At 63.5% G+C, this 24,991-nt stretch carries 28 protein-coding genes; 6 read left to right on the top strand and 22 right to left on the bottom strand.

The window, feature by feature from the left end; all coding sequences use genetic code 11:
• Window positions 1–3 precede the first annotated feature (3 nt).
• The 5 genes from XH98_RS34485 to XH98_RS34465 form a co-directional block, all read right to left on the bottom strand.
• Window positions 4–657, bottom strand: coding sequence for a tetratricopeptide repeat protein (locus tag XH98_RS34485; RefSeq protein ID WP_271603048.1), 654 nt, complete (start codon window positions 655–657; stop codon window positions 4–6).
• Between the two features lie 168 nt (window positions 658–825).
• Window positions 826–2,412: a class I adenylate-forming enzyme family protein gene (locus XH98_RS34480; protein WP_271621218.1), complete on the bottom strand. Its 1,587-nt coding sequence runs from the start codon at window positions 2,410–2,412 to the stop codon at window positions 826–828.
• Window positions 2,413–2,485: 73 nt separating this feature from the next.
• Window positions 2,486–3,067 (bottom strand): NnrU family protein, encoded by a 582-nt coding sequence (locus XH98_RS34475; RefSeq protein ID WP_271621217.1) that lies wholly within the window; start codon window positions 3,065–3,067, stop codon window positions 2,486–2,488.
• 70 nt (window positions 3,068–3,137) lie between these two features.
• A complete protein-coding gene (locus XH98_RS34470; protein WP_057758028.1) occupies window positions 3,138–3,716 on the bottom strand; it encodes a hypothetical protein in 579 nt (192 codons plus the stop codon).
• Between the two features lie 253 nt (window positions 3,717–3,969).
• The gene (locus XH98_RS34465) at window positions 3,970–5,592 is read right to left on the bottom strand and encodes a peptide chain release factor 3 (protein WP_220006322.1); all 1,623 of its coding nucleotides are present in this window, start codon (window positions 5,590–5,592) and stop codon (window positions 3,970–3,972) included.
• Between the two features lie 166 nt (window positions 5,593–5,758).
• On the opposite strand from XH98_RS34465, the gene sugE reads away from it, so the two are divergent.
• A complete protein-coding gene (gene sugE, locus XH98_RS34460; RefSeq protein ID WP_057758032.1) occupies window positions 5,759–6,073 on the top strand; it encodes a quaternary ammonium compound efflux SMR transporter SugE in 315 nt (104 codons plus the stop codon).
• On the opposite strand, the gene XH98_RS34455 is transcribed toward sugE, so the two are convergent.
• From XH98_RS34455 to XH98_RS34425, 7 genes are all read right to left on the bottom strand, one after another.
• The gene (locus XH98_RS34455) at window positions 6,066–7,082 is read right to left on the bottom strand and encodes an inorganic phosphate transporter (protein ID WP_271603051.1); all 1,017 of its coding nucleotides are present in this window, start codon (window positions 7,080–7,082) and stop codon (window positions 6,066–6,068) included. The two genes, sugE and XH98_RS34455, sit on opposite strands and share 8 nt — an antisense overlap.
• 99 nt (window positions 7,083–7,181) lie before the next feature.
• Window positions 7,182–7,826: a DUF47 domain-containing protein gene (locus XH98_RS34450; RefSeq protein ID WP_271621216.1), complete on the bottom strand. Its 645-nt coding sequence runs from the start codon at window positions 7,824–7,826 to the stop codon at window positions 7,182–7,184.
• A 157-nt stretch (window positions 7,827–7,983) separates the two neighbouring features.
• Entirely contained in the window at window positions 7,984–8,952 is a 969-nt protein-coding gene (locus XH98_RS34445; protein WP_271621215.1) for a branched-chain amino acid ABC transporter permease, read from the bottom strand.
• A 1-nt stretch (window position 8,953) separates the two neighbouring features.
• Window positions 8,954–9,817 (bottom strand): branched-chain amino acid ABC transporter permease, encoded by an 864-nt coding sequence (locus XH98_RS34440; RefSeq protein WP_057758041.1) that lies wholly within the window; start codon window positions 9,815–9,817, stop codon window positions 8,954–8,956.
• Between the two features lie 72 nt (window positions 9,818–9,889).
• Window positions 9,890–11,113: an ABC transporter substrate-binding protein gene (locus tag XH98_RS34435; protein WP_271603053.1), complete on the bottom strand. Its 1,224-nt coding sequence runs from the start codon at window positions 11,111–11,113 to the stop codon at window positions 9,890–9,892.
• 89 nt (window positions 11,114–11,202) lie between these two features.
• Complete coding sequence (locus tag XH98_RS34430; protein WP_220006316.1) at window positions 11,203–11,949, bottom strand: ABC transporter ATP-binding protein; 747 nt, start codon at window positions 11,947–11,949, stop codon at window positions 11,203–11,205.
• On the bottom strand, window positions 11,942–12,697 hold the full coding sequence (locus XH98_RS34425; RefSeq protein WP_063983735.1) for an ABC transporter ATP-binding protein: 756 nt from the start codon (window positions 12,695–12,697) through the stop codon (window positions 11,942–11,944). The genes XH98_RS34430 and XH98_RS34425 overlap by 8 nt, the downstream gene beginning before the upstream one ends.
• Before the next feature lie 308 nt (window positions 12,698–13,005).
• Here XH98_RS34425 and XH98_RS34420 point away from each other — a divergent pair, with 308 nt between their 5' ends.
• Complete coding sequence (locus XH98_RS34420) at window positions 13,006–13,686, top strand: hypothetical protein (protein ID WP_271621214.1); 681 nt, start codon at window positions 13,006–13,008, stop codon at window positions 13,684–13,686.
• Here XH98_RS34420 and XH98_RS34415 read toward each other — a convergent pair.
• A complete protein-coding gene (locus XH98_RS34415; RefSeq protein ID WP_271603055.1) occupies window positions 13,683–14,048 on the bottom strand; it encodes an ArsC family reductase in 366 nt (121 codons plus the stop codon). The two genes, XH98_RS34420 and XH98_RS34415, sit on opposite strands and share 4 nt — an antisense overlap.
• Before the next feature lie 107 nt (window positions 14,049–14,155).
• Here XH98_RS34415 and XH98_RS34410 point away from each other — a divergent pair, with 107 nt between their 5' ends.
• From XH98_RS34410 to XH98_RS34400, 3 genes are all read left to right on the top strand, one after another.
• On the top strand, window positions 14,156–14,527 hold the full coding sequence (locus tag XH98_RS34410) for a tRNA-binding protein (protein ID WP_271621213.1): 372 nt from the start codon (window positions 14,156–14,158) through the stop codon (window positions 14,525–14,527).
• 193 nt (window positions 14,528–14,720) lie between these two features.
• Complete coding sequence (locus XH98_RS34405; RefSeq protein WP_271603057.1) at window positions 14,721–15,353, top strand: TetR/AcrR family transcriptional regulator; 633 nt, start codon at window positions 14,721–14,723, stop codon at window positions 15,351–15,353.
• Window positions 15,354–15,356: 3 nt separating this feature from the next.
• Window positions 15,357–16,133 carry a sulfite exporter TauE/SafE family protein gene (locus XH98_RS34400; RefSeq protein ID WP_271603058.1) on the top strand — a complete coding sequence of 259 codons (777 nt, stop codon included), beginning with the start codon at window positions 15,357–15,359 and terminating at the stop codon, window positions 16,131–16,133.
• A gap of 2 nt (window positions 16,134–16,135) precedes the next feature.
• On the opposite strand, the gene XH98_RS34395 is transcribed toward XH98_RS34400, so the two are convergent.
• The 3 genes from XH98_RS34395 to XH98_RS34385 all read right to left on the bottom strand — a co-directional run bounded on the left by XH98_RS34395 (window position 16,136) and on the right by XH98_RS34385 (window position 17,868).
• Entirely contained in the window at window positions 16,136–16,840 is a 705-nt protein-coding gene (locus XH98_RS34395; protein ID WP_271603059.1) for a glutathione S-transferase family protein, read from the bottom strand.
• A 103-nt stretch (window positions 16,841–16,943) separates the two neighbouring features.
• Window positions 16,944–17,087, bottom strand: a complete 144-nt coding sequence (locus XH98_RS34390; RefSeq protein WP_164934179.1) for a hypothetical protein — start codon at window positions 17,085–17,087, stop codon at window positions 16,944–16,946.
• A 115-nt stretch (window positions 17,088–17,202) separates the two neighbouring features.
• A complete protein-coding gene (locus XH98_RS34385; protein ID WP_271621212.1) occupies window positions 17,203–17,868 on the bottom strand; it encodes a DUF429 domain-containing protein in 666 nt (221 codons plus the stop codon).
• Window positions 17,869–19,022: 1,154 nt separating this feature from the next.
• Between XH98_RS34385 and XH98_RS34380 the strand changes: the two genes are divergently transcribed.
• Entirely contained in the window at window positions 19,023–20,348 is a 1,326-nt protein-coding gene (locus tag XH98_RS34380) for a TROVE domain-containing protein (RefSeq protein ID WP_271621211.1), read from the top strand.
• A gap of 106 nt (window positions 20,349–20,454) precedes the next feature.
• On the opposite strand, the gene XH98_RS34375 is transcribed toward XH98_RS34380, so the two are convergent.
• The 6 genes from XH98_RS34375 to XH98_RS34350 form a co-directional block, all read right to left on the bottom strand.
• Window positions 20,455–20,802 (bottom strand): carboxymuconolactone decarboxylase family protein, encoded by a 348-nt coding sequence (locus XH98_RS34375; RefSeq protein WP_271603062.1) that lies wholly within the window; start codon window positions 20,800–20,802, stop codon window positions 20,455–20,457.
• A gap of 3 nt (window positions 20,803–20,805) precedes the next feature.
• Window positions 20,806–21,327 carry an RNA polymerase sigma factor gene (locus XH98_RS34370; protein WP_271621210.1) on the bottom strand — a complete coding sequence of 174 codons (522 nt, stop codon included), beginning with the start codon at window positions 21,325–21,327 and terminating at the stop codon, window positions 20,806–20,808.
• The gene (locus XH98_RS34365) at window positions 21,324–21,533 is read right to left on the bottom strand and encodes a YgaP family membrane protein (protein WP_271621209.1); all 210 of its coding nucleotides are present in this window, start codon (window positions 21,531–21,533) and stop codon (window positions 21,324–21,326) included. Before XH98_RS34365 ends, XH98_RS34370 begins: the two co-directional genes overlap by 4 nt.
• Before the next feature lie 177 nt (window positions 21,534–21,710).
• Window positions 21,711–22,403 carry a GNAT family N-acetyltransferase gene (locus XH98_RS34360; RefSeq protein ID WP_271621208.1) on the bottom strand — a complete coding sequence of 231 codons (693 nt, stop codon included), beginning with the start codon at window positions 22,401–22,403 and terminating at the stop codon, window positions 21,711–21,713.
• A 4-nt stretch (window positions 22,404–22,407) separates the two neighbouring features.
• Entirely contained in the window at window positions 22,408–22,755 is a 348-nt protein-coding gene (locus tag XH98_RS34355) for a Lin0512 family protein (protein ID WP_271621207.1), read from the bottom strand.
• Between the two features lie 207 nt (window positions 22,756–22,962).
• Entirely contained in the window at window positions 22,963–24,627 is a 1,665-nt protein-coding gene (locus tag XH98_RS34350) for an acetolactate synthase large subunit (protein WP_271603067.1), read from the bottom strand.
• Window positions 24,628–24,991 lie beyond the last annotated feature (364 nt).

The raw sequence follows: 24,991 nt of genomic DNA, 5'->3' as shown, positions 1-24,991 counted from the left end.
AGTTCAGCTTTTGGCGACGGGCGGCAGCAGGGCCTGGAGCGCCTCGGCGCGCGAGCGCAGGCTAGGCGGCGTTTCGCCGTCCTCGGCGATCGCGTCGACCCATTTGCGGGCTGCGGTCATGTCGTTGTTGCGCCAGGCCGACAGCGCCAGCAATTCGCGGGCGCTGTGGCGGAAGGTCGATTTGGGCTCGGCGGACGTTTCCAGCCGCTGCTGGATATCAGCGTAGCTTGCGCTGTCCACCAGCAGGCTCGCCGCGCGGATCTTCGCCAGATCCTGCCACTCGCTGCCGACGCTGCGGTCGGCGACGATGTCGTCATACATCTTTGCCGCAGCCTTGGGATCGCGGGCCGATGTCTCCGCCGCGGCGCGGAGGCGCGCCAGGGTGCGGTAGCCAAACGGGGCCTTGGCAGCGAGATCGGCAAAGGCCGACTCGGCCTCGGCGTGCTTGCCCTGCTCCGACAGTTCGACGGCCTTTTCGAACGTGGCGCCCGCCTCGGCGGCCTTCTTGGCCTCCAGGTACTGGTAGCCGCGCCAGCCGCCCACGGCCGCCACGATCAGCACCATCAGGGCGATGAAGTAGAGCGAATATTTGTCCCACAGCTTTTTGAGCTGTTCGCGACGTACTTCCTCGTCGACTTCGTCAAATAATTCAGACACTTAAGATAATCCCATGCCCGGCCGGGAGCACGCGCCAGATCGCGCGCGTCGAAAACCCGTCCCCATTTGGCGGCGGCGATACCCTATCGATATGGCGGTGGCAAGGCAAAGCAAGGCCGATCAAGGCGTTAACGGCCAATCCGGGATAGTCCGGAGCTGCGGGAGACCCTACCAGAGCTCCCGCAGATGTCGCTTCAGGACCTTTCCGTTGGCGTTGCGCGGCAGGGGCTCGGCGGTGATCACCATTGTCTCCGGCACCTTGTAATCAGACAGTCGCTCGGCGCACCAGGCCCGCAAGTCGTCGCTGCCGACCTGTGCGCGCGTGACCACGACCGCGTGGACGCGCTCGCCCAGCACCGGGCATGGCTTTGCGATGATCGCGCTCTCGACCACGGCGGGATGGCCCGCCAGCACGGATTCCACCTCGGCCGAATAGATCTTGAGGCCGCCGCGATTGATCATGTCCTTCTGCCGGTCGAACACGCGGACGAACCCATCGGCATCGACCGAACCCAGATCGCCCGAATGCCAGAAGCCGGCGGTAAAGCTTTCGGCCGTGGCCTTCGGATTGTTCCAGTAGCCCTTGATGACAGAGGCACTCTGAATCCAGAGCTCGCCGATCTGGCCGGGTGGAAGCTCGCGGCCATCCGTCCCCATCGCGATGATCCGCGCACCCGGACACGGCAGGCCGACGCTGTCGAGATGGCTCGCCGTCAGCTCGCCCGGCATGATGGTCGACGGCGACGTCGTCTCGGTCGCGCCGTAGCAATTTGCGAGCTTCAGGCCAGGAATTGTTGCCTTGAGCCTCTCGATGGTCGCGACCGGCATCGGCGCGCCGCCGAAGCCGCCAATGCGCCAGCTCGAGAGATCATAGCTGTCGAAATCCGGCTGCAGCAGACAGAGATTGTACATCGCCGGCACCATTACGGTGTAGGTGACGCGCTCGCGCGCCGCGAGCTTGAGGTAATCGGCCGCCTTGAATTCCGGCATGATGATCAGAGCGCCGCCGCAGCAGATCATCGTCGTGATGTTGGCGACGACGCCGGTGACGTGACCGAGCGGGACGGCTGCGATCGAGCGGTCGGCCGCCGTCAATTCCAGGCAGGAGACGAACACCATCGAGGAATGCACGATGTTGCAATGGGCGAGCATGGCGCCTTTCGGCTTGCCCGTTGTGCCCGAGGTATAGAGGATCATCGCGGTGTCCTCCTCGTTCGTCTCGATCGGCGTTGGAGCCGGCGCGTTGTCGGAGAGCAAGGAGAAGCGCGAAAGCTTGGTGTCATCATCGATCGCGATGCGGTGGATCACTTCAGGGACATCGCGCGCATCCGGCAGCCGTTCGGTGAGCGCCGCCTCGTGGATCAGGATCGTGGCGCCGCAATCAGCGAGCACATAAGCGATCTCGGGTTTCTGCTGGCGCGTGCTGAGCAGCACCGTAACCAGCCCCTCATGCGCGGCGGCGAACAGCAACAACGGAAATTCGATGCGGTTGCCGAGCAGGATCGCAACGCGCTCACCGCGTTGCAGGCCGAGCTTGCGAAAACCTGATGCAATCCGCGCGGCCTGCTCCGCCGTTTGCCGCCAGCTCAGCCGGACATTGCCGCAGACGAGCGCTTCGCTGTCGCCGTTGCGCGCGGCGGTCTCCGCAATCATTGCCCACAAGCTCGAAGGCCGATCGACGAAGGCCGGCACCACCCGATCGCCAAAGCGCGCCTCGAGGTGCATCGGCGGAATCTGAGATTGCGACCAGTCCATCGGCAGACCCTCATCTTCTTGCTTTTGTCTCCTTCCGCGCATGAGCACGGAGGCGATGTCTTGCGTTGACCGGCTATCCCATCACGGGAACACCGATCACGACAGGATGGAATGCAAAGGCCAGCGCCAGATAGGCGACAATGCCGACGGCGACTGCAATCAGATCGTTGGTGACACCGCCCACCGGAATCGGCGGCCCGCCGCTATCGGTGCGATGCTTCAGCGAGATACGGTCATACACGCCCCAGCCCAGGAACGAACCGAACAGGATGATGGAGCCGAGATCGCCGTTGGCGAGCAGATGCGCAAACGCCCAAAGCTTCACGCCGGCGAGCATCGGATGCTTCAGCGTCGCATAGATGCGCCCGCGCAAATAGGAGGCGACCACCAGGATGACGGCAGGCAGCATCAGCGCGACCGTAATGTGCTTTAGCGCCCTGGGCGGATACCAGACGTCGATCCAGCCGGTCGAACGATAATGGCCAAAGCCCCAGACGATCAGCGCCAGCCCTGCAAGCGAGACGACCGAATAGAGGATCTTGTAGGTCCCCTCACCCAGCTGCGCGATCGCCTGCGCGCGTGCGTCTCGCTTCGTTGTGAAAACATGGGCGGCGAAAAACAGCACCAGCCCCAGGATCATGACCAGCAGACCCACGACATCCTCCCCTTAACCAGCGTCCCGCCTCTGAGGTATCATCCATTGGCCGCCGATCGCAACTGACGCGCTACTTTCCGGGCTCTCGATTGTCGACGTAGCGGATTGCAATTGGCCGTCCGGCCAAAGCACCACCGAGGCCGCTGGTGAACTTCAGCGGCAGACAGGCGTTCAGAGACGAATTGATCGCGTTGAGGTAGGTGGTTCTGATATCGGCGGGGACGCCAGCGGTCGCAAAGGTCAGCCGCGGCGGGCCGATCAGGCCGCCGGCTTTGTTGAAACTGAAGCGGACGGCCATCTGCATGCCTGCGCGCACATTGTCGGACGGCGGCGACCAGCACGTGCGCAGCTCGGCAAAGAGGTCGCCGATCGTATCGAGATCGTGATCCGGCTTTTGATACTTGGCCCGCTCAGCCTCCGCCGGCACGCTCTCGATCGTGAGCTGAAGGTTCTCGCCGTAGGGATAGTCGATCTCGGGAATGCAGGGACCAGGCTCGAGCGGACTGCAATAGGACGGCGTGCAGGGCCTGAAATCGAGCACACTGCACGGCTCATGCGCAAACGGAACTGGATTGATCCGGCGACGCTGCGCGTCAGCGGCAACGGTCGATATCGCCAACAGCAGGAAAAGGAGGATGCCGCGCCACATGCTTTAGGCCCGCGAGGTCATGTGAGCGAAACGTGGCACCGTCTGTGGGACCGTCAAGCCCGCGGGCGTTCACATGCTCGCGTGTGCCCCGCTGTCGTCGTCCGGCTCGACCGGGCGACCCAGTACTCCGAGACGGCAGTGATTGAATCGATGGGCTGCGGCCTACTGGATGCCCCGGTCAAGCCGGGGCATGACAGCGGAGGGTGTGGCTGCGCAGTGTGTGTCCCCCCGCGGCGGTGGGCGCAGGAGCACCCTACCCCTTCTTCTTGACGTCCTTGACGTTGGTGAACTCGATGCCCTCGGCACGCTCCTTGGTGTAGCCGAGATAGAACTCGTTCCGGGCGAGGTACACGGGATCGCCGTCGACGTCATCGGCGATGCTGGAGGTATTGGCGGCGATGAAGGCGTCGAGTTTCTTGCGATCCTCCGAGGAGACCCAGCGCGCGAGCTGGAACTCGCTGACCTCGAACTCGACCGGCAATGAATATTCCGCCTCCAACCGCGCCTTGAGCACGTCGAGCTGCAGCGCGCCGACCACCCCGACCAGCGCCGGTGCGCCGTCGCGCGGACGGAACACCTGCACGACGCCCTCTTCCGACATCTGCTGAAGCGCTTCCTTCAGCTTCTTCGCCTTCATCGCGTCGGTGAGACGGACGCGGCGAACGATTTCGGGTGCGAAGCTCGGCACGCCGACGAAATTGAAGTCCTCGCCTTCGGTCAGCGTATCGCCGATGCGCAGCGTGCCGTGATTGGGAATGCCGACGACGTCGCCGGCAAAGGCCTCGTCCGCCACCGAACGGTCCTGGGCAAAGAAGAATTGCGGGCTCGACAGCGGCATGCTCTTGCCGGTGCGTACCAGCTTTGCCTTCATACCGCGACTGAGCTTGCCGGAGCAGAGGCGCGCGAACGCGATGCGGTCGCGGTGGTTCGGATCCATGTTCGCCTGGATCTTGAACACGAAGGCGCTCATGCGCGGATCGGTCGCCTCGACCTTGCGCTGGTCGCTGTCCTGCGCGCGTGGCTCGGGAGCGAACTTGCCAAGACCTTCGAGCAGGTCGCCGACGCCGAAATTGCGCAGCGCGCTGCCGAAATAGACCGGCGTCAGATGGCCCTCGCGGAATGCCTCGAGCTCGAACGGCTTCGAGGCCTCGGTGACGAGCTCAAGCTCCTCCTTCACCGCAGACGCATCGAGATTGGCGTTGAGCTTGGCGAGCTCGGCAATCTCGATCTGCTGCGCAGCGCCAGTCTTGGCGCCCCCGCCTTCGAGCAGACGCACACCGCCGTTGATGACGTCATAGGTACCGAGGAAGTCGCGTCCCCGGCCGACCGGCCAGGTCATCGGCGTGGTGTCGAGCGCCAGCGTCTTCTCGATCTCGTCGAGCAGCTCGAACACGTCGCGGCTCTCGCGATCCATCTTGTTGATGAAGGTGATGATCGGGATATCGCGAAGGCGACAGACCTCGAACAGTTTTCGCGTCCGCGCCTCGATGCCTTTGGCGGCGTCGATCACCATGACCGCGGAATCCACCGCGGTGAGCGTACGGTAGGTGTCTTCCGAAAAGTCTTCGTGGCCTGGCGTGTCCAGCAGGTTGAACACGAGGCCCTCGAACTCGAAGGTCATGACCGAGGTCACGACCGAGATGCCGCGCTCGCGCTCAATCTTCATCCAGTCCGAGCGGGTGTTGCGGCGCTCACCCTTGGCCTTGACCTGGCCGGCGAGATTAATGGCGCCGCCAAACAGCAGCAGCTTTTCGGTCAGCGTGGTCTTACCGGCGTCCGGATGCGAGATGATCGCAAAGGTGCGCCGCCGCGATACTTCAGCGGCAAGCGGGGAACGGGCCGGCGATTCGGCTGCGGTGGCGGCAATGTCGGACATGGCGGGAGCGTTTGGCAGGGAAAATGGCCCGGATCAAGCCTGATGTGGTGATTGCGCAGCCCTTCGGCCAGCCCCATATCGGCCCTGGCCAAATTGGTTTGGGGGAGGACGGCCTTCCTGCTCATCAGCCTAGCGGGGACGGCCCTGCCGTGAATGGAGGGTCGTCATGGCCTGGAGCATCCTGTTCGTCGCCGGTCTTCTCGAGATCACCTGGGCGATCGGCCTCAAATACACCGAGGGTTTTACCAGATTGGTTCCCTCCGTCATCACGCTCGCGGCCATGGCCGGCAGCGTGATCCTGCTCGGCATCGCCCTGAAGTCGCTGCCCGTTGGAACTGCCTATGCGGTCTGGACCGGCATCGGCGCGGTCGGCACGGCAACGCTTGGCATCTTCCTGTTCGGCGAGCCGGCCACGGCGCTTCGCCTCGGCAGCATCGGGCTGATCGTGGCGGGCATCGCCGGGCTGAAGCTCGTTACTTGAAGAGCTGGACCGCCCACCAGCTCAGTGCCGCGACGACGGCTGAGGCCGGGATCGTGATGACCCAGGCATAGACGATCGAGCTCGCCACGTTCCAGCGCACCGCCGAGACGCGGCGCGCTGCACCGACGCCGACGATGGCGCCGGTGATGGTGTGGGTGGTCGAGACCGGCACGCCGAGGAACGTCGCCATGAACAGCGTCGCCGCGCCGCCAGTCTCGGCGCAAAAGCCCTGCATCGGCGTCAGCTTGGTGATGCGCAAGCCCATGGTGCGGACGATACGCCAGCCGCCCATCAGCGTGCCGAGAGCCATCGCGGCCTGGCAGGACAGCACCACCCAGAACGGCACCGAGAATTCGCTGCCGAGTTGACCCTGCGAATACAGCAGCACGGCGATGATGCCCATCGTCTTCTGCGCGTCATTGCCGCCGTGGCCGAGCGAATAGAGCGAGGCCGAGGCGAATTGCAGAATGCGGAAGGCGCGGTCGACCGCGAACGGCGTCGAGCGTACCGAGAGCCATGACACGACCGCGACCAACATCATTGCGAGCAGAAAGCCCACCAGCGGCGATAGCACGATCGCAAGCACGGCCTTGGACAGACCGCTCCACACCGCCGCCGAGATTCCCGCCTTGGCCATGCCGCCGCCGACAAGGCCGCCGATCAGCGCATGCGAGGACGAGGAGGGAATGCCGAGCCCCCAGGTCACGAGATTCCAGACAATGGCGCCGACCAGCGCCGCAAAGATCACCTGGGCGTCGACGATGGCGGGATCGATGATGCCGGTACCGATGGTTTGGGCGACGTGCAGGCCGAACACCATGAAGGCGACGAAATTGAAAAACGCGGCCCAAAACACCGCGAATTGCGGCCGCAGCACCCGGGTCGAGACGATGGTCGCGATCGAATTGGCGGCGTCGTGCAGGCCGTTCAGGAAGTCGAACAGCAGCGCGACGGCGATCAGTCCGACCAGGACGGGAAGACCCAGAGGGCCCAAGACGGCAGCATCCACGGCGCGGCCCCTGCTCTAAGCTTTGCACATGATCTCCGCGCAAACGCATTCCGCGTTTGTCGCGAAGGAAAACCGCTGCACACTTTTCCGGATCATGCGCTACACTTGCTCAATGACGATGCTGTTGATCTCGTTCGCGACATCGTCGAAGCGATCGGCCACTTTTTCAAGGTGATCATAAATCTCGACGCCGACGATGAAATCCATCGCGTTACCGGTGCGATGCTTGAGGAACAGCTCCTTCAGGCCGATGTCGTGGAGATCGTCGACACGGCCCTCGAGCTTGGTCAGTTCCTCCGTGATCGCGGTCAGCATTGCCACGTTCTTGCCGATCTGCTGCATCAGCGGCAGCGCGCGGCCGACCAGATTGGCGCATTCGATCAGCAGCGCGCCGATCTCGCGCATCGGCGGCTCGAAGATGCGGACCTCGAACAGCATCACGGCCTTGGCCGTTTGCTGCATCTGGTCGATGGCATCGTCCAGCGAGGTAATGAGGTTCTTGATGTCGCCCCGGTCGAACGGCGTAATGAAGGTGCGGCGCACCGCCGTCAGCACCTCGCGGGTGATGTTGTCGGCATCGTTCTCGAACTGGCTGACGCGCTGGCAATAGACCGGCGTCTCCTCGCCGCCGTTCAGCACGCCCTGGAGCGCGATGGCGCCCTGGATAACGGTCTGGGCATGGCGGTCGAACAGGTCGAAGAACCGTTCTTCCTTGGGCAGGAAAGCGCGAAACCAACGCATCATGGGGATAGTCTACCTGGTGCAAATGACCCGGTCCGGGCGGACCGTCACGCAACCGTCATAGACCATTTTCGCCTCGTGCGCGTGTCATCTCACGCCCGCCAGGCGGGATCATCCACCGGATTTACTTCCACATGAAAACTTATGTTATATCAGTATCTTAGAGAGATCTCCGAAAGTAATGCGCGATTTCGCCGATGACGCCACGGCGGAAGGTGAGCACGCAGATCACGAAGATCGAGCCTTGGATCACCGTCACCCACTGGCCGAAGCCGGCCAGATATTGCTGCATGGCGATGATGACGAAGGCGCCGACCACGGGACCGAAAATGGTCCCGAGACCGCCGACAAGCGTCATCAGCACGACCTCGCCGGACATCGACCAGTGCACGTCGGTGAGCGAGGCGTTCTGCGCCACGAACACTTTCAGTGCACCGGCGAAACCCGCCAGCGTCCCCGACAGGACGAACGCCAGGAACTTGTACTGGTCGGTCCGATAGCCCAGTGAGATCGCACGCGGCTCGTTCTCGCGGATCGACTTCAGGACCTCGCCGAAGGGCGAGTTGATGATGCGGTAGATCAGCAGGAAGCCGGCGAGGAAGCCGACCAGCACGACATAGTAGAGCACGGTCGGCTTGGACAAATCGAGCACGCCGAACATGTGCCCCTGCGGGATGCCCTGGATGCCGTCCTCGCCATGGGTGAACGGCGCCTGGAGGTAGATGAAATACAGCAGTTGCGACAGCGCCAGCGTGATCATCGAGAAGTAGATGCCCTGGCGGCGGATCGAGATATAGCCCGTGACGAGCGAGAGCGCGAAGGCCGCGACAATGCCGACGAGGATGCCGAGTTCCGGCGGCAGTGCCCACACCTTCAGGGCGTGCGCGCTGCAATATCCGGCGGTGCCGAGGAACATCGCGTGTCCGAAGGACAGCAAGCCGCCGTAGCCGATCAACAGGTTGAAAGCGCAGGCGAGCAGCGCAAAGCACAGCGCCTGCATCACGAAGAACGGATACACGCCCGTAAACGGCACCGCAGCCAGCAGCAGCGCCATCACCGCGAACAAGACCATCTCGTCACGCATGGCGCGCGGCGTGACCCGCAGTGTATCGTCCGTCAAGGCTGTCATGTCAGGCTGCCCTTCCCGTCAATCCCGTTGGCTTCACCAGGAGCACAAGCACCATCAGCACGAACACGACGGTGTTGGAGGCCTCGGGGTAAAAATACTTGGTCAGGCCCTCGATCACACCGAGCGCAAAACCGGTGATGATGGAGCCCATGATCGATCCCATGCCGCCGATCACCACCACCGCAAACACAACGATGATGAGGTCGGCGCCCATCAGCGGCCGCACCTGGTTGATCGGCGCCGAGAGCACGCCGGCGAGCGCGGCAAGGCCGACGCCGAGGCCGTAGGTGAGCGTGATCATGCGCGGCACGTTGATGCCGAAGGCGCGGACCAGCGTCGGATTTTCGGTTGCGGCGCGCAGGTAAGCGCCAAGCCGCGTCTTCTCGATCAGGAACCAGGTGGCCAGACACACCACCAGCGAGAAGATGACGACCCAGCCGCGATAAACGGGTAGGAACATGAAGCCGAGATTCATGCCGCCCTTGAGCTGGTCCGGAATGGCGTAAGGCAGGCCGGAGGAGCCGAAATAGTTCTGGAACACGCCCTGCACGATCAGCGCGATGCCGAAGGTCAGCAGCAGGCCGTAGAGGTGATCGAGCCCGGTCAACCACTGCAGCATGGTCCGTTCCAGGATCATGCCGAAGATGCCGACGATGACCGGCGCCAGCAGCAGCGCCCACCAGTAACTGATGCCGCCGATGTTCAGCAGGAAATAGGCGACGAAGGCGCCCATCATGTAGAGCGCGCCGTGGGCGAAATTGATGATGTTGAGCATGCCGAAGATCACGGCAAGCCCGAGACTGAGCAGCGCGTAGAACGAGCCGTTGATCAGTCCCACCAGTAGCTGTGCGTAAAGAGCCTGCATCGATCTCGCACCCGGTCCCTTCGGCGTTCCCAAAGTAGCGCCCGCCGGCTTACGGCCGGCGAGCTGTTGGTCTTACTTCTTGAGCAGCGCGCACTTGCTCTCGGAGAGCGGCGTGAAGGCCTGATCGCCCGACACCGTGCCGACGAGCTTGTAGAAGTCCCACGGTCCCTTGGACTCGGAGGGCTTCTTCACCTCGAACAGATAGGCGTTGTGGATGGTGCGGCCGTTGGGCTGGATCTCGCCCTTGCCGAACAGATCGTCCTCGGTCGGCATCGACTTCATCTTCTCGACGACCTTGACGCCGTCATGCGGATTACCGCCAAGCGCCTCCAGCGCCTTGAGATAGTGGCGTACGCCGGCATAGACGCCTGCCTGCACCATGGTCGGCGGAGCGCTGTTCTTCATCTTTGCGGCAAAGCGCTTGGAGAAGGCGCGGGTCTTGTCGTCCATGTCCCAGTAGAACGTCTCGGTGAAGTTCAGGCCCTGCGCGGTCTCCAGACCAAGCGCCTTGACGTCGGTGAGGAACAGCAGCAGCGCTGCGAGCTTCTGGCCGCCCTTGCCGATACCGAACTCGGCAGCCTGCTTGATCGTGTTGGTGGTATCACCGCCGGCATTGGCAAGGCCGATGATCTTGGCCTTGGAGGCCTGCGCCTGGAGCAGGAACGAGGAGAAGTCCGGCGTGTTGAGCGGATGCTTGACCCCGCCGACCACCTTGCCGCCATTGGCGGTGACGACCGAGGTGGTATCGCGCTCCAGCGCCGCACCGAAGGCGTAGTCCGCGGTCAGGAAGAACCAGGTGTCGCCACCGGCCTTCACCAGCGCCTGGCCCGTGGTGTGGGCGAGCATGTAGGTGTCGTAGGTCCAGTGCACGGTGTTCGGCGAGCACTGCGCGTTGGTGAGGTCCGAGGTCGCCGCACCGGAATTGATGTAGACGCCGTTCTTTTCCTTGACGACGTTGTTGACGGCGAGCGCCACGCCCGAATTCGGCACGTCGACGATGACGTCGACCTTGTCGACGTCGAACCACTGCCGCGCGATCGCGGTGCCGATGTCCGGCTTGTTCTGGTGATCGCCCGAGATCACGTCGATCTTCCAGCCCTTCGCGGCGAGGCCGGAATCCTCAACTGCCATCTGCGCGGCGAGCGTCGAGCCGGGGCCGCCGAGGTCGGCGTACAGGCCGGACTGATCGGACAGCGCGCCGATCTTGACGGCCTTGTCCTGCGCGGACGCTTCGCCTGCTGCGGCGAAGGTGAGCGCGGTGGTCAGCAGCAATGACGCAATCGACCTGGTCTTCATGCAACTTTCCTTTTTGAATTTTCTCGTTGGCAGTTCTTCGGCTTCAGCATGGTCTCTTCGGAGAACGCTACGCACTTCCTGATCATGCCCTAAACACCGAGATAGGCGTGGAGCTTGTCCATGTTGGCGGCAAGCTCCGAATTGGAAAATCCGTCAATGATCTTGCCGTGCTCGACCACATAATAACGGTCGGCGACGGTGGACGCGAAGCGGAAGTTCTGCTCGACCAGAAGGATCGTGAAGCCTTCCTTCTTGAGCCGCGCAATGGTGTGACCGATCTGCTGGATAATGACGGGTGCCAGGCCTTCGGTCGGCTCATCCAGCATCAGAAAGCTTGCGCCCGTGCGCAGGATGCGCGCGATCGCAAGCATCTGCTGCTCGCCGCCGGACAGCTTGGTGCCCTGGCTGCTCAGCCGCTCCTTCAGGTTCGGAAACAGGTCAAAGATCTGCTCGAGCGGCAATCCGCCTGCTCGAACCACCGGCGGCAGCAGCAGGTTCTCCTTCACGTCGAGGCTGGAGAAAATTCCCCGCTCCTCCGGGCAAAACGCGATTCCCATGCGCGCGATCTTGTCGGAGGTCGCGCGGATGATCTCCTGATTGTTGAATTTGATCGAGCCGGTCCGCTTGCCGATGATGCCCATGATCGACTTCAGCGTGGTGGTCTTGCCGGCGCCGTTGCGCCCGAGCAGCGTGACGACCTCGCCCGCGTTCACGTCGAAATTGATCCCGTGCAGGATGTGGGACTCGCCGTACCAGGCCTCCAAGTTGCGGACCTGGAGGATATTGCCGCCGGTTGCACCCTTCATTGGGGCCTCGGCCATTGCAGTCTCAGGCATGACCGGCCCCCAGATAGGCTTCCTTGACGCGCTCGTCCTTGGTGAGCTCGGAATAATGCCCCTGCGCGAGCACCTGCCCGCGCGTCAGCACGGTGATGATGTCGGAGAGATTGGCGACGACGCTCAAATTATGCTCGACCATCAGGATGGTATATTTCGCCGAGATACGCTTGATCAGCGCCGCGATCTTGTCGATGTCCTCGTGGCCCATGCCGGCCATCGGCTCGTCCAGAAGCATCATTTCCGGATCAAGCGCGAGCGTGGTTGCGATCTCGAGCGCGCGCTTGCGCCCATAGGCCATCTCGACCGCAGGCGTATTGGCGAACTCGCTGAGGCCGACATCGTTCAACAGCTCGCGCGCCCGGTCATTGAAGCGGTTGAGCACGGACTTGGAGCGCCAGAAATCGAAGGACGAGCCATGCTGGCGCTGAAGCGCGACACGAACATTCTCCAGCGCGGTGAGATGCGGAAACACCGCCGAGATCTGGAACGAACGCACCAGCCCCAGGCGTGCCACGTCGGCGGGCGCCATCGCCGTGATGTCCTGTCCCTTGTACAGGATTTTTCCGGCAGACGGTTTCAGGAACTTGGTCAGAAGATTGAAGCACGTCGTCTTGCCCGCACCGTTCGGGCCGATCAACGCGTGGATACTGCCACGGCGAACCTTGAGCGCAACGTCGCGGACGGCGAAGAAGCCCGCGAACTCCTTGGTCAAGCCTTCCGTTTCGAGAATGAACTCATCGGCCAAACAGATTTCCCCCTGCCCGCACAATGCGCGTGGCTATCCTTGTTGCTTCGGCTTTCCGGAGGCCTTGGAGCCCGTCCCGGAACGCCGCCTCCGGGCGCGGAATATGCCGGAGGTGACGGGGGTTAGGCAAGGCGGAAAGCTGAGCAGATCAGGCCTTTGGCGGGGAGCCTTATGCTCCCTTAGTTGGAGGCTTGGTGTTGTCGCCCTGCCGGCTTCCCGGCTCGCAAGACACCGGTCATCAAGTCGTCGTTAACGGTCTTTGCTTCCGCGCGCCAGCCTTCATCAAAAATTTTCCCGCGAGCGAGATCATGCGCCGGTTCATTCGCCGGACTATTGTTTTGGATTTCTCCAGCGCTGCTCCCTCCGTCGTCAAGTCAATCAAGCAACGTGACCTGCTCAACACGTGGCTGCGACTTTATCCGCGCCATCGGACTGCCCCTGCGATCTGGGAGTATCAGCCCGCGCGGCTCGAGGAAGAACTGTCCGATCTCATCTACTACACGGTGGACCATTCGACGTCGACGCCGCGCCTGACCATCCAGAGCGAAGGCACGCGGATCTCCTGCGCCTATGGCCATACCGGCAAGGGAGTTCTGCTCGACGACTATGTCGGGCCCCGTCTCGCGCCATTCGTGATGCCGGTCTATCACGAATGCGTCGCGCGCGGACTTCCAGTCTACAGCATCGCCGATGTCGAGGATATCTACGGCCGCGTCGTGGCCTATGAGCGGCTGCTGCTGCCTTTCCTGACCGACGACAAGGTCAGCCACGTCATCGCCTCGCTCAAGACCTTCTGCGAGGACGGCGGCTTCGAGATCAAGAATCTGATGCGCGGAAATGACGCGCCACCGCGGCCGAAACTGGGCACGGTGATCGACCACGACCTGTTTCACCGCGCCCCTGGCCGCATCGCGGCCGCCGACGTCGTGGAATTTGCCGATCAGCCCGGTGCGCCCGGAGTTACCGGCGAGATCATCGAGCTGAACTAGCTCTTGCGCGCCTTTGCGCCGACTTCCTTGTCGTAAATGTCAGGCTTGAACCCGACCAGGAGCTTGCCGCCGATTTCGAGCACCGGTCGCTTGATCATCGATGGTTGCGCTAGCATCAGCGCCAACGCCTTCTTTTCCGTCAGGTCCTCCTTATCGGCGTCCGGCAACTTCTTGAAGGTCGTGCCGGCGCGATTGAGCAATGTCTCCCAGCCGAGCTTGTCGCTCCATTGCTTGAGCTTGTCCTTCTCGACGCCTGCGGCCTTGTAGTCGTGGAACTCGTAGGCGACGCCATGGCTGTCGAGCCAGCTTCGCGCTTTCTTCATGGTGTCGCAGTTCTTGATGCCGTAGATGATGTTGGGCAAGACGGTCCTCGCGCATGTGTCGTGACGTGCTGTGGCGTTGTACGCAACTCCTGATCGCGCGACAATGTTGCGAACGACGCTTTCGACCTCTTCCCAATGGATACACCATGCACGTCACGCACGATCTCACTGCTGCCGCCGCGCCGACCATCGACTTCAATACGTTCCTCGCAGTCGATATCCGCGTCGGCACCATCGTCGACGCTAAACCGTTTCCTGAGGCACGCAAGCCGGCCTGGCGGCTGTGGATCGACTTCGGCGCGGCCATCGGCGTGCGCAAGAGCTCAGCGCAGATCACCGAAAACCATCCGCTCGAAACGCTGGTCGGGCAGCAGGTCGCTGCCGTCGTCAATTTCCCACCGCGCCAGATCGGACCTGTGGTGTCCGAGGTGCTGACGCTCGGCTTCCCCGATGCCGACGGCAAGGTCGTGCTGATGCAGCCGAGCAAGCCGGTGCCGAACGGCGGACGGCTGTTCTAGCCGGAGACGCCTTCGCAAGCCGCCTATCGCTTCATCCTCCTCATCTACGGCCCAGCGGCCGGGGCTTGACCTAAACCCTGTTCGCAAATATAAATGACTGACTGATCGTTTTTTATATTGATTAACTTGATTTACCTGGCTCCTGGCAGCTTCTTAAAACGATCGATCTGTCAGTTATTTATGGACCGGACGGATGCCCAAGATCAGCGACAAAAAGCGTGAAGACCGGCGACAACAGATCCTCGAAGCGGCCCTTTCCTGCTTCTCCGAAGACGGATTTCACCAGACCGGCATGGCCGACATCGTGCAGCGATCGGGACTGAGCCATGGCGCGGTCTATCTCTACTTCCAGAGCAAGGACGATCTGATCGAGGCGCTCGCCGATGACCGGCATCGCCGCGAGGCCGTCCTCAACTCGGTCGCGCAAGGGTCTGGCGATCCGATCGAGGGACTGCACGCGCTGGTGCGCGTCTATGCGCAATGGCTCACCGATCCCGCAGGCGAAGCACGGCGCCGTGTCGGCATCCACGGCTGGGCCGAGGCGCTGCGCAACCGCCGCGTTCGCGCCAGCGTCGTCGAAGGCATCGACCTGCCGCGCGCGCTGATCGTGACGCTGGTCGAGCGCGGCCAGCACGACGGCCTGATCAAGCGCGATATCGGCGCGGATGCGATCGCGCGCGTGCTGATCGCGATCTTCCAGGGCTTTGTCCTGCAAAAATGCTGGGGCGAGGATTTTGACATCGCGGCTTGCATGGCGGCCGTCGCCACCGTGATCGACGGCTTTCGCACGGCCAAGCCCGGCATCAAGCGACGGACGAGGGCGTGAGCGATGTCCTGGGTTCACGAGCTTCTCGCCGGCGGCGGTGTCGGCCTTGCCGCGGGGCTGGCTTCGGGCTTCAGCGGCACGAGTCCGGGCGGGGGCCTCGTCATCTTCAGCGTGTTGCTGCTCGGCGCTGAGCAGCACGTCGCGCAGGGCACGTCGCTCCTCACCCAGATTCCGCCGACGGGCCTCGCCGGCGTGCGCCGCTACTGGCAGAACGGTAACCGCAGCCCCCTGGCATGGATCGTCTGGATCGGCATCGGATTTCTGATCGGCGCTGTGGGCGGCGGCCATGCCGCAGCCGCCGTCTGCGATGCGGTGTTGCAATCGAGCTATGTCGTCTATCTTGTCGCGCTGATCGCGCTTCTGATCCTGCGTCGCGACCGCAAGGACGCTGGCGCCGGTGATCGCGAGCGTTTGCCCTGGCCTCCCCTGCTCCTCATCGGCGGACTTGCGGGCTTTTCCTCCGGCTTCATGGGCATCGGCGGCGGCCTCGCGATCACGGTCGGCCTCGCCGCGGGCTTGCGCGTGCCGCAGCATCAGGCGCAACTCGTCAGCCTGATCTTCTCGGTGATCCCGACCAATATCCCGGCCGCCTGGATCTACTGGAGCAAGGGCCTGATGGTCGGCTGGCCCGCCATCATCGGCATCGTTGCCGGCCTCTGGGTCGGCACCGATCTCGGCGCCCGCGCGGCCAACGGCGTCAGCAAGGCAGTGCTGCGCCGGAGCATGATCGCCCTCGTCGCCCTGATGGCGCTCTACATGACCTACAAGGCGCTGAGCTAGCTTCAAGGGCGCTTCGGAATGTTCAAGCCACGCTGCACGGCCGGACGCGCCAGCCCGCGCTCGAGCCAGGCACCGACCGACTTGAACCGGCTGAATTCAACGAGGTCGCCGGCGCCGTAGAAACCGATGAGGTTACGCACCCAGCCGAGCATCGAAATGTCGGCGATGGTGTAGTCGTCATCCATGAACCATTGCCGGCCGGAAAGATGCGCCTCCATCACGCCGAGCAGGCGCTTGGACTCGCTGACGTATCGCTCCAGCGGCCGCTTGTCCTCAAAATCCTTGCCGGCGAATTTGTGGAAGAAGCCGACCTGGCCGAACATCGGCCCGATCCCGCCCATCTGGAAATGCACCCATTGGATGGTCTCGTAGCGCCGGGCGGCATCTTGCGGCAGCAGCTTGCCGGTCTTCTCCGCGAGATATTGCAGGATCGCACCGGACTCGAACAGCGGCAGCGGCTTGCCGCCGGGACCGTTGGGGTCGAGGATCGCCGGGATCTTGCCGTTCGGATTGAGGGAGAGGAATTCCGGAGTCTTCTGGTCGTCCTTGCCGAAATCGACGAGATGGACCTCGTACGGCAACCCGATCTCCTCCAGCATGATCGAAACCTTCACGCCGTTGGGCGTCGGCAGCGAATAGAGCTGAAGCAATTCGGGATGCTTGGCAGGCCAACGCCTGGTGATCGGAAAGGCGGATAAATCAGACATCGTGGCCCCGGGCGCTTGCGAGAGATTCTGATTAATCTAGGCGGGCCGGGACATGGCGCAAGGCCGGATCGTCATTACACCGATCTCTGTCGAGGAATCCCGATCACAATGGCCGCAGCAAATGGCTGGTGGCGTAGACCGCGTCGCGCTGGGCGCGCTGCTCGATGAAGAGCTGCCCGGTGACGAGCAATGCTCCGACGAAAACGAGCGCGAGCATGGCGGTCGCGAACTGACTGGCATCATTCATCGCACGAGCTTCTCTCAATTCGGTTCGCACGGGGAACGCAGACCGGCTGTCGCCAGTTCCTTTGTGGTTCAAATAATTTGCCTGTTTTTCCCGGATGCATGAGCGGCCAGCCGCTTCAGTAGTTGATCTCCATCCGCAGACCACGCGGATCGATCTCATCGCCGCCCAGACGCTCCGTGCTGTCGCGCGCCGCTACCGCGCAAGCGCAGGCATCGATGAGGTCGTCGCGGCCCATGCCGGTACCATGGCGTTGCGTCAGCCATTTCGGCAGGCGCGTGAAGCCGCGCCGCACCAGCAGTGCAATGCGCTGCTCGCAGCCTTCCGCCGACGTCTTCGTCGCAAGCCGGACTCCCCCGGCGAGATTCCGGAAGATCAAATCCGGATGCGCCTCGCCGATTGTCGCCTGCCGTGCCGGCGTCATGATCTCGTCGACGTCCCTGATCTTGTCCCTGATATTCCAGAGCTGCGCAGAGACGCCCCTGCCCTTGCCTTCGCGCTCCCAGTAATGCCTGTTCGCCGCCGCCATGTCGGGAAACGTCCAGAGATCGCGGCGGGCCCCTAGAAACACGGCGGGGCCGATCAGTTCGCGCGCATGCAAATCGCATGTCCGATAGCCGCTCGGCATCAGCCCAATCGGCATGTCGATCATCGCGCGCGCATGCGGCATCGCGAGCAGACGCGCCAGGCCAGGTGCATAATCGAATCCATGCTGGCCGCGCTCATCGATCCACGCAGCAACCCAGCCGAACCGAAATCCATCGAGACCGAGATAATTTGGCACGTCACGTCTCCACGTCTTGCAAATTTTCACATTCGCTTCGCTTGACATCTGCAAGTTGCGGGCGTATGTCCCGCGCCCTCGCGAACACTTCCGTTCGTGAAAGCATGAACCCAGTGATGAAGCACAGCTACGAAAGATTGGCGCGACTGTCGAATGGCCTCCGGCCAATCGATTGCGCATGCCCGGCTCATGGGAGCGATCTTGCCTGACCGCAAGATCGACAGTCCGCTTCTGACGGACCCTCCCGAGCCTGCCGCTCCGGAGGGTTTTTTGTTGCCCACAGCGCGGCCCCGTCGAACATCCCGGCCTTGGCCGGAACGAGAGACCCGGATCTCGGGGCTCGCGCAATCGATGCGCGTGCCCAAGCGCGCGGGGCCTGCCGGAGGGAACGAGGCGATGAGCCGGACACCGATGGCAGAGCGAACCCCGAGGGTTCGCAATTGGCGGCGCGTCGACAGCGCCGCGACAGAGATTTCGTAACTTGGTTTGCCGCGACGATCGCGGCTCAACCGACGCTGGTGGTGAAGATGTCGGATACTTCCTCCACGGTAAAGCGGGTTCGAATCCCGCCCTTGACACACGCACCGGGATGCGGCCTCGGACAAGGTTCGCACGCGGCCCGGCGCAGGATCCGTCCGCAAGGATGGCGCCTGTGTTGTCGTCACTGAGAGCCGATATCGCCCGTTCCCCAGCGTACCCATCAACGGCCGGTGCGAAAGCATCGGCCTGGCGGTGGTGAAGATGTCTGTTACTTCGTCTGTGAAACGACCGCCCCTTTGGGGCAGCAACAGCATCGCCCGTTCCCCGCCACCCCCATCACGATCCGCGGTGAAGATCGCTGTTACTTCGACTGATAATCGAGAGGTCGCGGGTTCGAATCCCGCCCGGTGTACTGTGCACCGGTAGCTCAGCAGGCAGAGCGCTACCTGGCTTGCAGGGTAAGCTGCAAGCTGGGGTCTCAGCATCGCCCGTTCCCGGATCGTGACGTCTTCGTCCCCACCGCCGGTGGTGAAGAGCGCTGTTACTTCGTGATCGGCGATGCCTCGTTTCCATTCGGAAGTGAGCTCGCTCAACGTGGCCCTCAAAGGGCAGTGCAGCCTCGCTTGTTCCCCGGCACCTTTTTGCATTCTACCATCAACAGAGAGGAGGCCGTCATGGTCAGGCTCAACAAGATCGTCCGCGCCTTCACGCGTGAGGGCGCGCGCGCCGACCGTTTCACGCCCGAGATGGAGCTGAAGCGGGCGCTGATGAACTGCCTCCTGTGGGAGGACCAGTTCTACGAGGACGGCGTCGCCATCGCCGACCGCATCAAGGCGCTGGTGCCGAAGGTCGCCGCTGCCCGCGTGGCGCAGCTCGCGATCGAGGCGCGCGAGGTGATGAAGCTGCGGCACGCCCCGCTGCTCGTCATCCGCGAGATGGCGCGTAGCGAAAAGCACCGCGCCCTCGTTGCGGACACGCTTGCCCAGGTGATCCAGCGCCCCGACGAGATGACGGAGCTGCTTGCGATCTACTGGGCGGATGCGCTTGGGCCGATGCAGCAGCGCAAGCGTCAGCCGGTCTCCGCGCAGGTCAAGAAGGGCCTTGCCCGCGCGTTGACCAAGTTCGACGCCTACCAGCTCGCCAAGTACGACCGCGACGGCGCGGTGCGGATCCGGGACGTGCTGTTCCTGGTTCACGCCAAGCCGAAGGACACCGCGCAGGAAAAGGTGTGGAAGCAGCTCGTCGACGGCGAGCTCGCCTCCCCCGATACCTGGGAGGTCTCGCTCTCGGCCGGCAAGAGCAAGCGCGAGACCTTCGAGCGGCTGATCGCCGAGCGCAAGCTCGGTGGCCTGGCGCTGCTGCGTAACCTGCGGCTGATGCAGAACGCAGAGGTTCCGCGCGAGACCATCGCAGGCGCGATCGAGGCGATGCGGACGGATCGTATCCTTCCCTATCGCTTCACCACGGCGGCGCGCTATGCGCCCGATTTCGAGCCCGAGCTCGAGACCGCGATGCTCAAGTCGGTCAAGGACCATGTGCGGCTTCCCGGCCGGACGCGACTCCTGATCGACGTGTCGGGCTCGATGTTCACGCCTCTCTCCGCGCAGTCGGAAATGACGCGGGCGGAGGCGGCGTGCGGTCTTGCCATCCTCGCGCGCGAGATCTGCGACGATGTCGAGGTCTTCACCTTCAGCAATGAGGTCGTGAAGGTCCCGCCCCGCCGCGGCTTCGCGCTTCGGGACGCGATCATCAACTCGCAGCCGCACGGGGCGACCTATCTCGGCAAGGCAGTGGCGGAGATCGACCGCAAGGGCGATCGCCTCATCGTCTTCACCGACGAGCAAAGCCACGATTCTGTGCCGGAGCCCAAGGCGCGCGGCACGATGGTGAACGTGGCCTCGTATCAGCACGGAGTCGGCCACGGCGCCTGGACCCGCGTCAACGGCTTCTCCGAGGCCGTGGTCGCGTGGATCGCAGCGTCGGAGACGGCATTGAACTGACGCCCGACGACAACGGCCCCGGACGCAAGACATCGCGCCCGGGGCCATCGAAGGACTGAAACGATCCGCCTGCCCCGGCTATGGTAATGGGCTGCATCTGCATTGGTTACTTTTCTCTCCCACTCTCACGCTGCTCAAACAGCCGCTGCGCCAGCAGCGCGTGGCCGAGCGTGCCGCCGGCGCGCACCGCCGCAGCGATCAGCGCGGCCTCCGCGACCTCCTCGCGCGTCGCGCCTGATTTCGCCGCTTGCGCCGTATGCACGTCGAGGCAATAGGCGCATTGCGTGGTGAGCGCGACGGCGAGCGAGATCAGCTCGCGATACTTTGGCGGGATCAGCCCGTCCTTGCGCTCGACCGCGTGGTTGAACGCGAGGAACGCGTTCGCCTCGACCGGCGCCAGCGCGACGAAAGCGGGTATCGATTTTAAATCGTCAGAGTTTTGATAGTTTGTCACGGTTCATCTCGTCAGATATTCCCGCATCAAGGCGCGGGCGCGGTGCAGCCGAGCTTTCACGGTCTGCCTGGACGCACCGAGGGCATCGGCGATCTCATCAATGGTCATTTCCTTGACGTCGCGCATCAGCACGACGTCGCGGTAATGCGGCGGGAGTGCCTCGAAGGCTGCGGCGACGTCCAGCCGCAGATCGGCCTCGGGCCGCGCGAGCAATGCGGCCTCCGCCTCGCTCTCCTCGATCGATGGCACCAACCCCACCCTGCGCGCCAGGCGCAAGCACTCGCGGCGAACCACGCTGAACAGCCAAGCTGAAAATGCCAGCATCGAGCGAATTGTGCCGACGCGCCGGAACAGGATCCACAGCGCTTCCTGCGCTGCGTCCTCGGCATCCGCCGAGCTGCGGCAGGTAGCGCGCGCGTAGCGACGGATGTCAGGCTGCGCCGTTGCAAGCAACGACGCCATCGCCTTGGGATCACCGAGCCGCGCGGCCTCGAACAAGTCTGGCGAGATCGCGGCCGCACTCACGACACGCCTCCCCGGCCGATGCCCGCCATCGCGCACATCGGGCAATAGCCGACAAGGCCGGTCAGCGTGAGGCCGGCGCCGCCGAGCGCGACCAGCCAGGCCGGCGCGCCGGTGAGATAGACTGATGCCGCGACCGCCACTGCGATCCCAGCGGCAATCCGCACCGCCTGGTGCAGGCCGCCGATATTCTTCCTGTAAAATGCCATCGCATCCTCCCAGATGAGCCGAGGCTGACTGCCTCGACCACAAGGAGGGCGCACTGACCGAAAAGGATTCGCGGGGTGCGCAATTTTTTCCCGGCCGGCCTCCGACGCCGCGCTTGAACTTGGCGGGGATGGGTATAGCGCGCATTCGCCGGAAGTGAAGGCCATCACTGCGGATGGCTATTCCAGCTTCATCAGCGCCGTCACGTGCAGGCGGCGGCGGAGGCGCATCCCCTGCCGCTCATAGAGCGCGATGGCGGATGTATTGTTAGAAAACACGTGCAGAAACGGAATTTCGCCGCGCGCCTCGATCCGGCGCGCGACGGCTGCGAGCAGCGCCTGCGCGTAGCCGCGCCCGCGATAATCGGGGTGAACGCAGACCGCGGTCATCTCGACGAACTTGCCCGGCTTCATCCGCTCGCCCGTCATCGCGACCAGCTCGCCGCCGGCACGAATGCCGAGGAAGGTGCCGAGCTCGTGCGTGCGCGCGGCGAACGGCCCTGGCTTGGTCAGCGCCGTCAGCGCCATCATCGCTGATACGTCGGCCTTGCCGAGCGTGACGATTTCGGCGTCGCGGAGCGGACTGTCGGCGGGCGAGCCGATCATCTGGTCACCGCTCTCGGCCAGCACCACCTTGAACCCGGCGGGAACGTCGACCGCATCAGGCGTGAACAGCGCGGCAACCTGCGAAGGCGACATGAGATCGCCAAGCGCTGCAAAACTCTCCGCCGACATGTCGATCATGTCGGCGAACGGGGTCATGTCCACGGGATAGCGCCGCGCCCGCGGGCCGCCTTCGGCCAGATGTTGATGGCTCGTCGTCAGCGCGCTCCAGATCGGACGATCCAATAGCGCCTCGTCGCTGAAGGACACCGGCTCACTCCCTGTCGAAGCTGACGATGACGGCGGCGTTGGCAATCAGGATCGGATCGTTGGCCACTTCCGTTGCCGGGGGAATTTCCAGTCCGCCCTTGACCGCGGTGACAGTCACCGTGCCGTAAGGAAGCTCCTTGGCGACCGCCTCCCTGTCGACGGCCTCGGGGTTGGGCACACCGATGGTGACATCGACGAACATGTCATTCGCGGTCTTGCCGATCATCCGGAAGAAGCCGAGGCTCGAATGCCTGATGGCATCCGACACCGCGCGCTTCGCCGCCTTGGTGGCGTCGCGGCCGTGAACGTCGACGCCCATGCCCATCTCGGTCACACAACGAACGCGAGTCATCTTTTCATTCCTGTGATTGGTTGGATGCTGAGTGTCGGCGATCGGGGATCGCGGCACAAGTGCAGTTATCATACGCAGGCGCGGACTTCGCCACATGCTCCGTCATTGCGATCGCAGCGAAGCAATCCAGGATCTTTCCGCGGAGACAGACTGGATTGCTTCGATGCGCTCGCAATGACGATGTGGAGATAGCTTCGCCTTGTCAATTCACGCCTTTGCCTTCTCATGCGCGCGCAGCTCGTCGACCAGCACGCGCACGTTCTCCGAATAGTCGATCGGGATCGAGACGAGGTGCACGCCCCCCTCCTTGAAGGCGGCATCAAGCGTGGGGCCAAAGCTGTCGATGCTTGCGATCCGATGCCCCTTGGCGCCATACGCCTTGGCGTAGAGCGCGAAGTCGGGATTGCCGAAGGTCATGCCGTAATCAGCAAAATGATCGACCGCCTGCTTCCAGCGGATCATGCCGTAGGCGTTGTCCTCCAGCACCAGCACGACCAGATTGAGCTTGAGTCGGACGGCGGTCTCCATCTCCTGGCTGTTCATCATGAAGCCGCCGTCGCCGGCGACCGCCAGCACGCGGCGGTCGGGATAAAGCATCGCGGCCATCATCGCCGACGGCAGGCCGGCGCCCATCGTCGCCAGTGCATTGTCGAGCAGCAGCGTGTTGGCGACACGGGTGCGATAGTTGCGCGCGAACCAGATCTTGTACATGCCGTTGTCGAGCGCGACGATGCCGTTCTCCGGCATGACCTGACGGATGTCGTGCACGATCCGCTGCGGCGTCGGCGGCCAGCGCGTCTCGGTGGCGCGGTCGGCGATGTGGTTGAGGATCCCTTCGCGCAGCGGCAACAGCGCGGCCGCCTGCGGCAGCTTGCCTTCGAGCCGGTCGGCGAGAAGCTCCAGGCTCGGACCGACGTCGCCGACCACTTCGGCATCAGGGAAATAGACCAGCTCGACGCTGGCCGAGGTATAGCTGACGTGAATGACCTTCGGCCCCGACGGACCCATGATGAAGGGCGGCTTCTCGATCGGGTCGTGGCCGATCGCGATGATCAGGTCGGCGGCATCGATGGCATCGTGGACGTAGTCGCGCTCCGACAGCGCCGCGGTGCCCATGTAGAGATTGGTGCCGCCGGGCACGGTGCCCTTGCCCATCTGGGTGGTGAAGAACGGAATGCCGGTCCTCCGTACGAAGCTTGCGATGCCGTGCGTCGAACGCGGCCGGCTGGTCGCGGCGCCCATCATCACCAGCGGACGCTTTGCAGCCAAAATCATCTCGGCCGCGCGATCGAGCGCGGCGCGATGCGCGACGGGGATCTCGATCGGATGGACCGGGATCACCGCAACAGCCTCGACCTCGTCGCCGGCGATGTCCTCGGGCAGTTCGAGATGCACCGGTCCCGGGCGCTCCTCCATCGCCACACGGAAGGCATCGCGCACCACGGTGGGGATGCTGGAGGCGCTGACGATCTGCCGCGACAGTTTTGTCAGCGGCTTCATGGTCGCGACCACGTCCACGATCTGGAAGCGCGCCTGCCGGCTGCTCATGATCGGTTTCTGCCCAGTGATGAGGATCATCGGCATCGCGCCGAGATTGGCATAGGCCGCACCGGTGGAGAGATTCAGCGCGCCGGGGCCCAGTGTGGAGAGGCAGACGCCAGGCTTGCCGGTCAACCGGCCATGGGTCGCGGCCATGAACGCGGCGGCCTGTTCGTGCCGGGTCAGGACCAGCTCGATCCTGGAGGTGCGCAGCGATTCGACAAGGTCGAGGTTTTCTTCACCGGGCACGCCAAAAATACGGTCGACGCCCTCGTTCTCGAGCGCCGCGACGAACAGGTCCGATCCCTTCACTTTCCGTTCCTGCGCGCTCATGTTGCCTCCGCTTGCTGCTGGCTCCGTGTTCCGGGAGCGGGTGCATGGTAGCGGTTGGCGGCGCAAGCACAACTCACAAAGAGGCGCACAATTGCATCAACATCGTCATTGCGAGCGCCGCGAAGCAATCCAGAATCTTTCTGCTGAGGCAGTCTGGATTGCTTCGCTACGCTCGCAATGACGGTGCATGTGAGTGACAACGGGGGTCCGTGGCTGGCATTTCCGTCGCAGACACACCTTTGCATTCTCGCGGCTCATTTCGCCCGAGCTTTGCTCTGCAACGTCACCCTCAACTGAAAGAGGGCGCAGGGACGACCGGGTGCCGGCTGGCACCCGCGGTCCACTGTGCGATGAGTTGCGCTAC

Origin of the sequence: Bradyrhizobium sp. CCBAU 51745, assembly GCF_028128715.1 — a bacterium.
Taxonomy (GTDB): domain Bacteria; phylum Pseudomonadota; class Alphaproteobacteria; order Rhizobiales; family Xanthobacteraceae; genus Bradyrhizobium; species Bradyrhizobium manausense.
This window is presented reverse-complemented; position numbering and strand designations above follow the sequence as displayed.

What these genes read in the sequence shown, in the direction of transcription:
- XH98_RS34480 (WP_271621218.1), bottom strand. Translation starts at nt 2,412, where the DNA reads ATGGACTGGTCGCAATCTCAGATTCCGCCGATGCACCTCGAGGCGCGC.
- XH98_RS34470 (WP_057758028.1), bottom strand. Translation starts at nt 3,716, where the DNA reads ATGTGGCGCGGCATCCTCCTTTTCCTGCTGTTGGCGATATCGACCGTT.
- XH98_RS34465 (WP_220006322.1), bottom strand. Translation starts at nt 5,592, where the DNA reads ATGTCCGACATTGCCGCCACCGCAGCCGAATCGCCGGCCCGTTCCCCG.
- sugE (WP_057758032.1), top strand. Translation starts at nt 5,759, where the DNA reads ATGGCCTGGAGCATCCTGTTCGTCGCCGGTCTTCTCGAGATCACCTGG.
- XH98_RS34450 (WP_271621216.1), bottom strand. Translation starts at nt 7,826, where the DNA reads ATGATGCGTTGGTTTCGCGCTTTCCTGCCCAAGGAAGAACGGTTCTTC.
- XH98_RS34445 (WP_271621215.1), bottom strand. Translation starts at nt 8,952, where the DNA reads ATGACAGCCTTGACGGACGATACACTGCGGGTCACGCCGCGCGCCATG.
- XH98_RS34440 (WP_057758041.1), bottom strand. Translation starts at nt 9,817, where the DNA reads ATGCAGGCTCTTTACGCACAGCTACTGGTGGGACTGATCAACGGCTCG.
- XH98_RS34435 (WP_271603053.1), bottom strand. Translation starts at nt 11,113, where the DNA reads ATGAAGACCAGGTCGATTGCGTCATTGCTGCTGACCACCGCGCTCACC.
- XH98_RS34430 (WP_220006316.1), bottom strand. Translation starts at nt 11,949, where the DNA reads ATGCCTGAGACTGCAATGGCCGAGGCCCCAATGAAGGGTGCAACCGGC.
- XH98_RS34420 (WP_271621214.1), top strand. Translation starts at nt 13,006, where the DNA reads ATGCGCCGGTTCATTCGCCGGACTATTGTTTTGGATTTCTCCAGCGCT.
- XH98_RS34410 (WP_271621213.1), top strand. Translation starts at nt 14,156, where the DNA reads ATGCACGTCACGCACGATCTCACTGCTGCCGCCGCGCCGACCATCGAC.
- XH98_RS34405 (WP_271603057.1), top strand. Translation starts at nt 14,721, where the DNA reads ATGCCCAAGATCAGCGACAAAAAGCGTGAAGACCGGCGACAACAGATC.
- XH98_RS34400 (WP_271603058.1), top strand. Translation starts at nt 15,357, where the DNA reads ATGTCCTGGGTTCACGAGCTTCTCGCCGGCGGCGGTGTCGGCCTTGCC.
- XH98_RS34395 (WP_271603059.1), bottom strand. Translation starts at nt 16,840, where the DNA reads ATGTCTGATTTATCCGCCTTTCCGATCACCAGGCGTTGGCCTGCCAAG.
- XH98_RS34390 (WP_164934179.1), bottom strand. Translation starts at nt 17,087, where the DNA reads ATGAATGATGCCAGTCAGTTCGCGACCGCCATGCTCGCGCTCGTTTTC.
- XH98_RS34380 (WP_271621211.1), top strand. Translation starts at nt 19,023, where the DNA reads ATGGTCAGGCTCAACAAGATCGTCCGCGCCTTCACGCGTGAGGGCGCG.
- XH98_RS34365 (WP_271621209.1), bottom strand. Translation starts at nt 21,533, where the DNA reads ATGGCATTTTACAGGAAGAATATCGGCGGCCTGCACCAGGCGGTGCGG.
- XH98_RS34355 (WP_271621207.1), bottom strand. Translation starts at nt 22,755, where the DNA reads ATGACTCGCGTTCGTTGTGTGACCGAGATGGGCATGGGCGTCGACGTT.
- XH98_RS34350 (WP_271603067.1), bottom strand. Translation starts at nt 24,627, where the DNA reads ATGAGCGCGCAGGAACGGAAAGTGAAGGGATCGGACCTGTTCGTCGCG.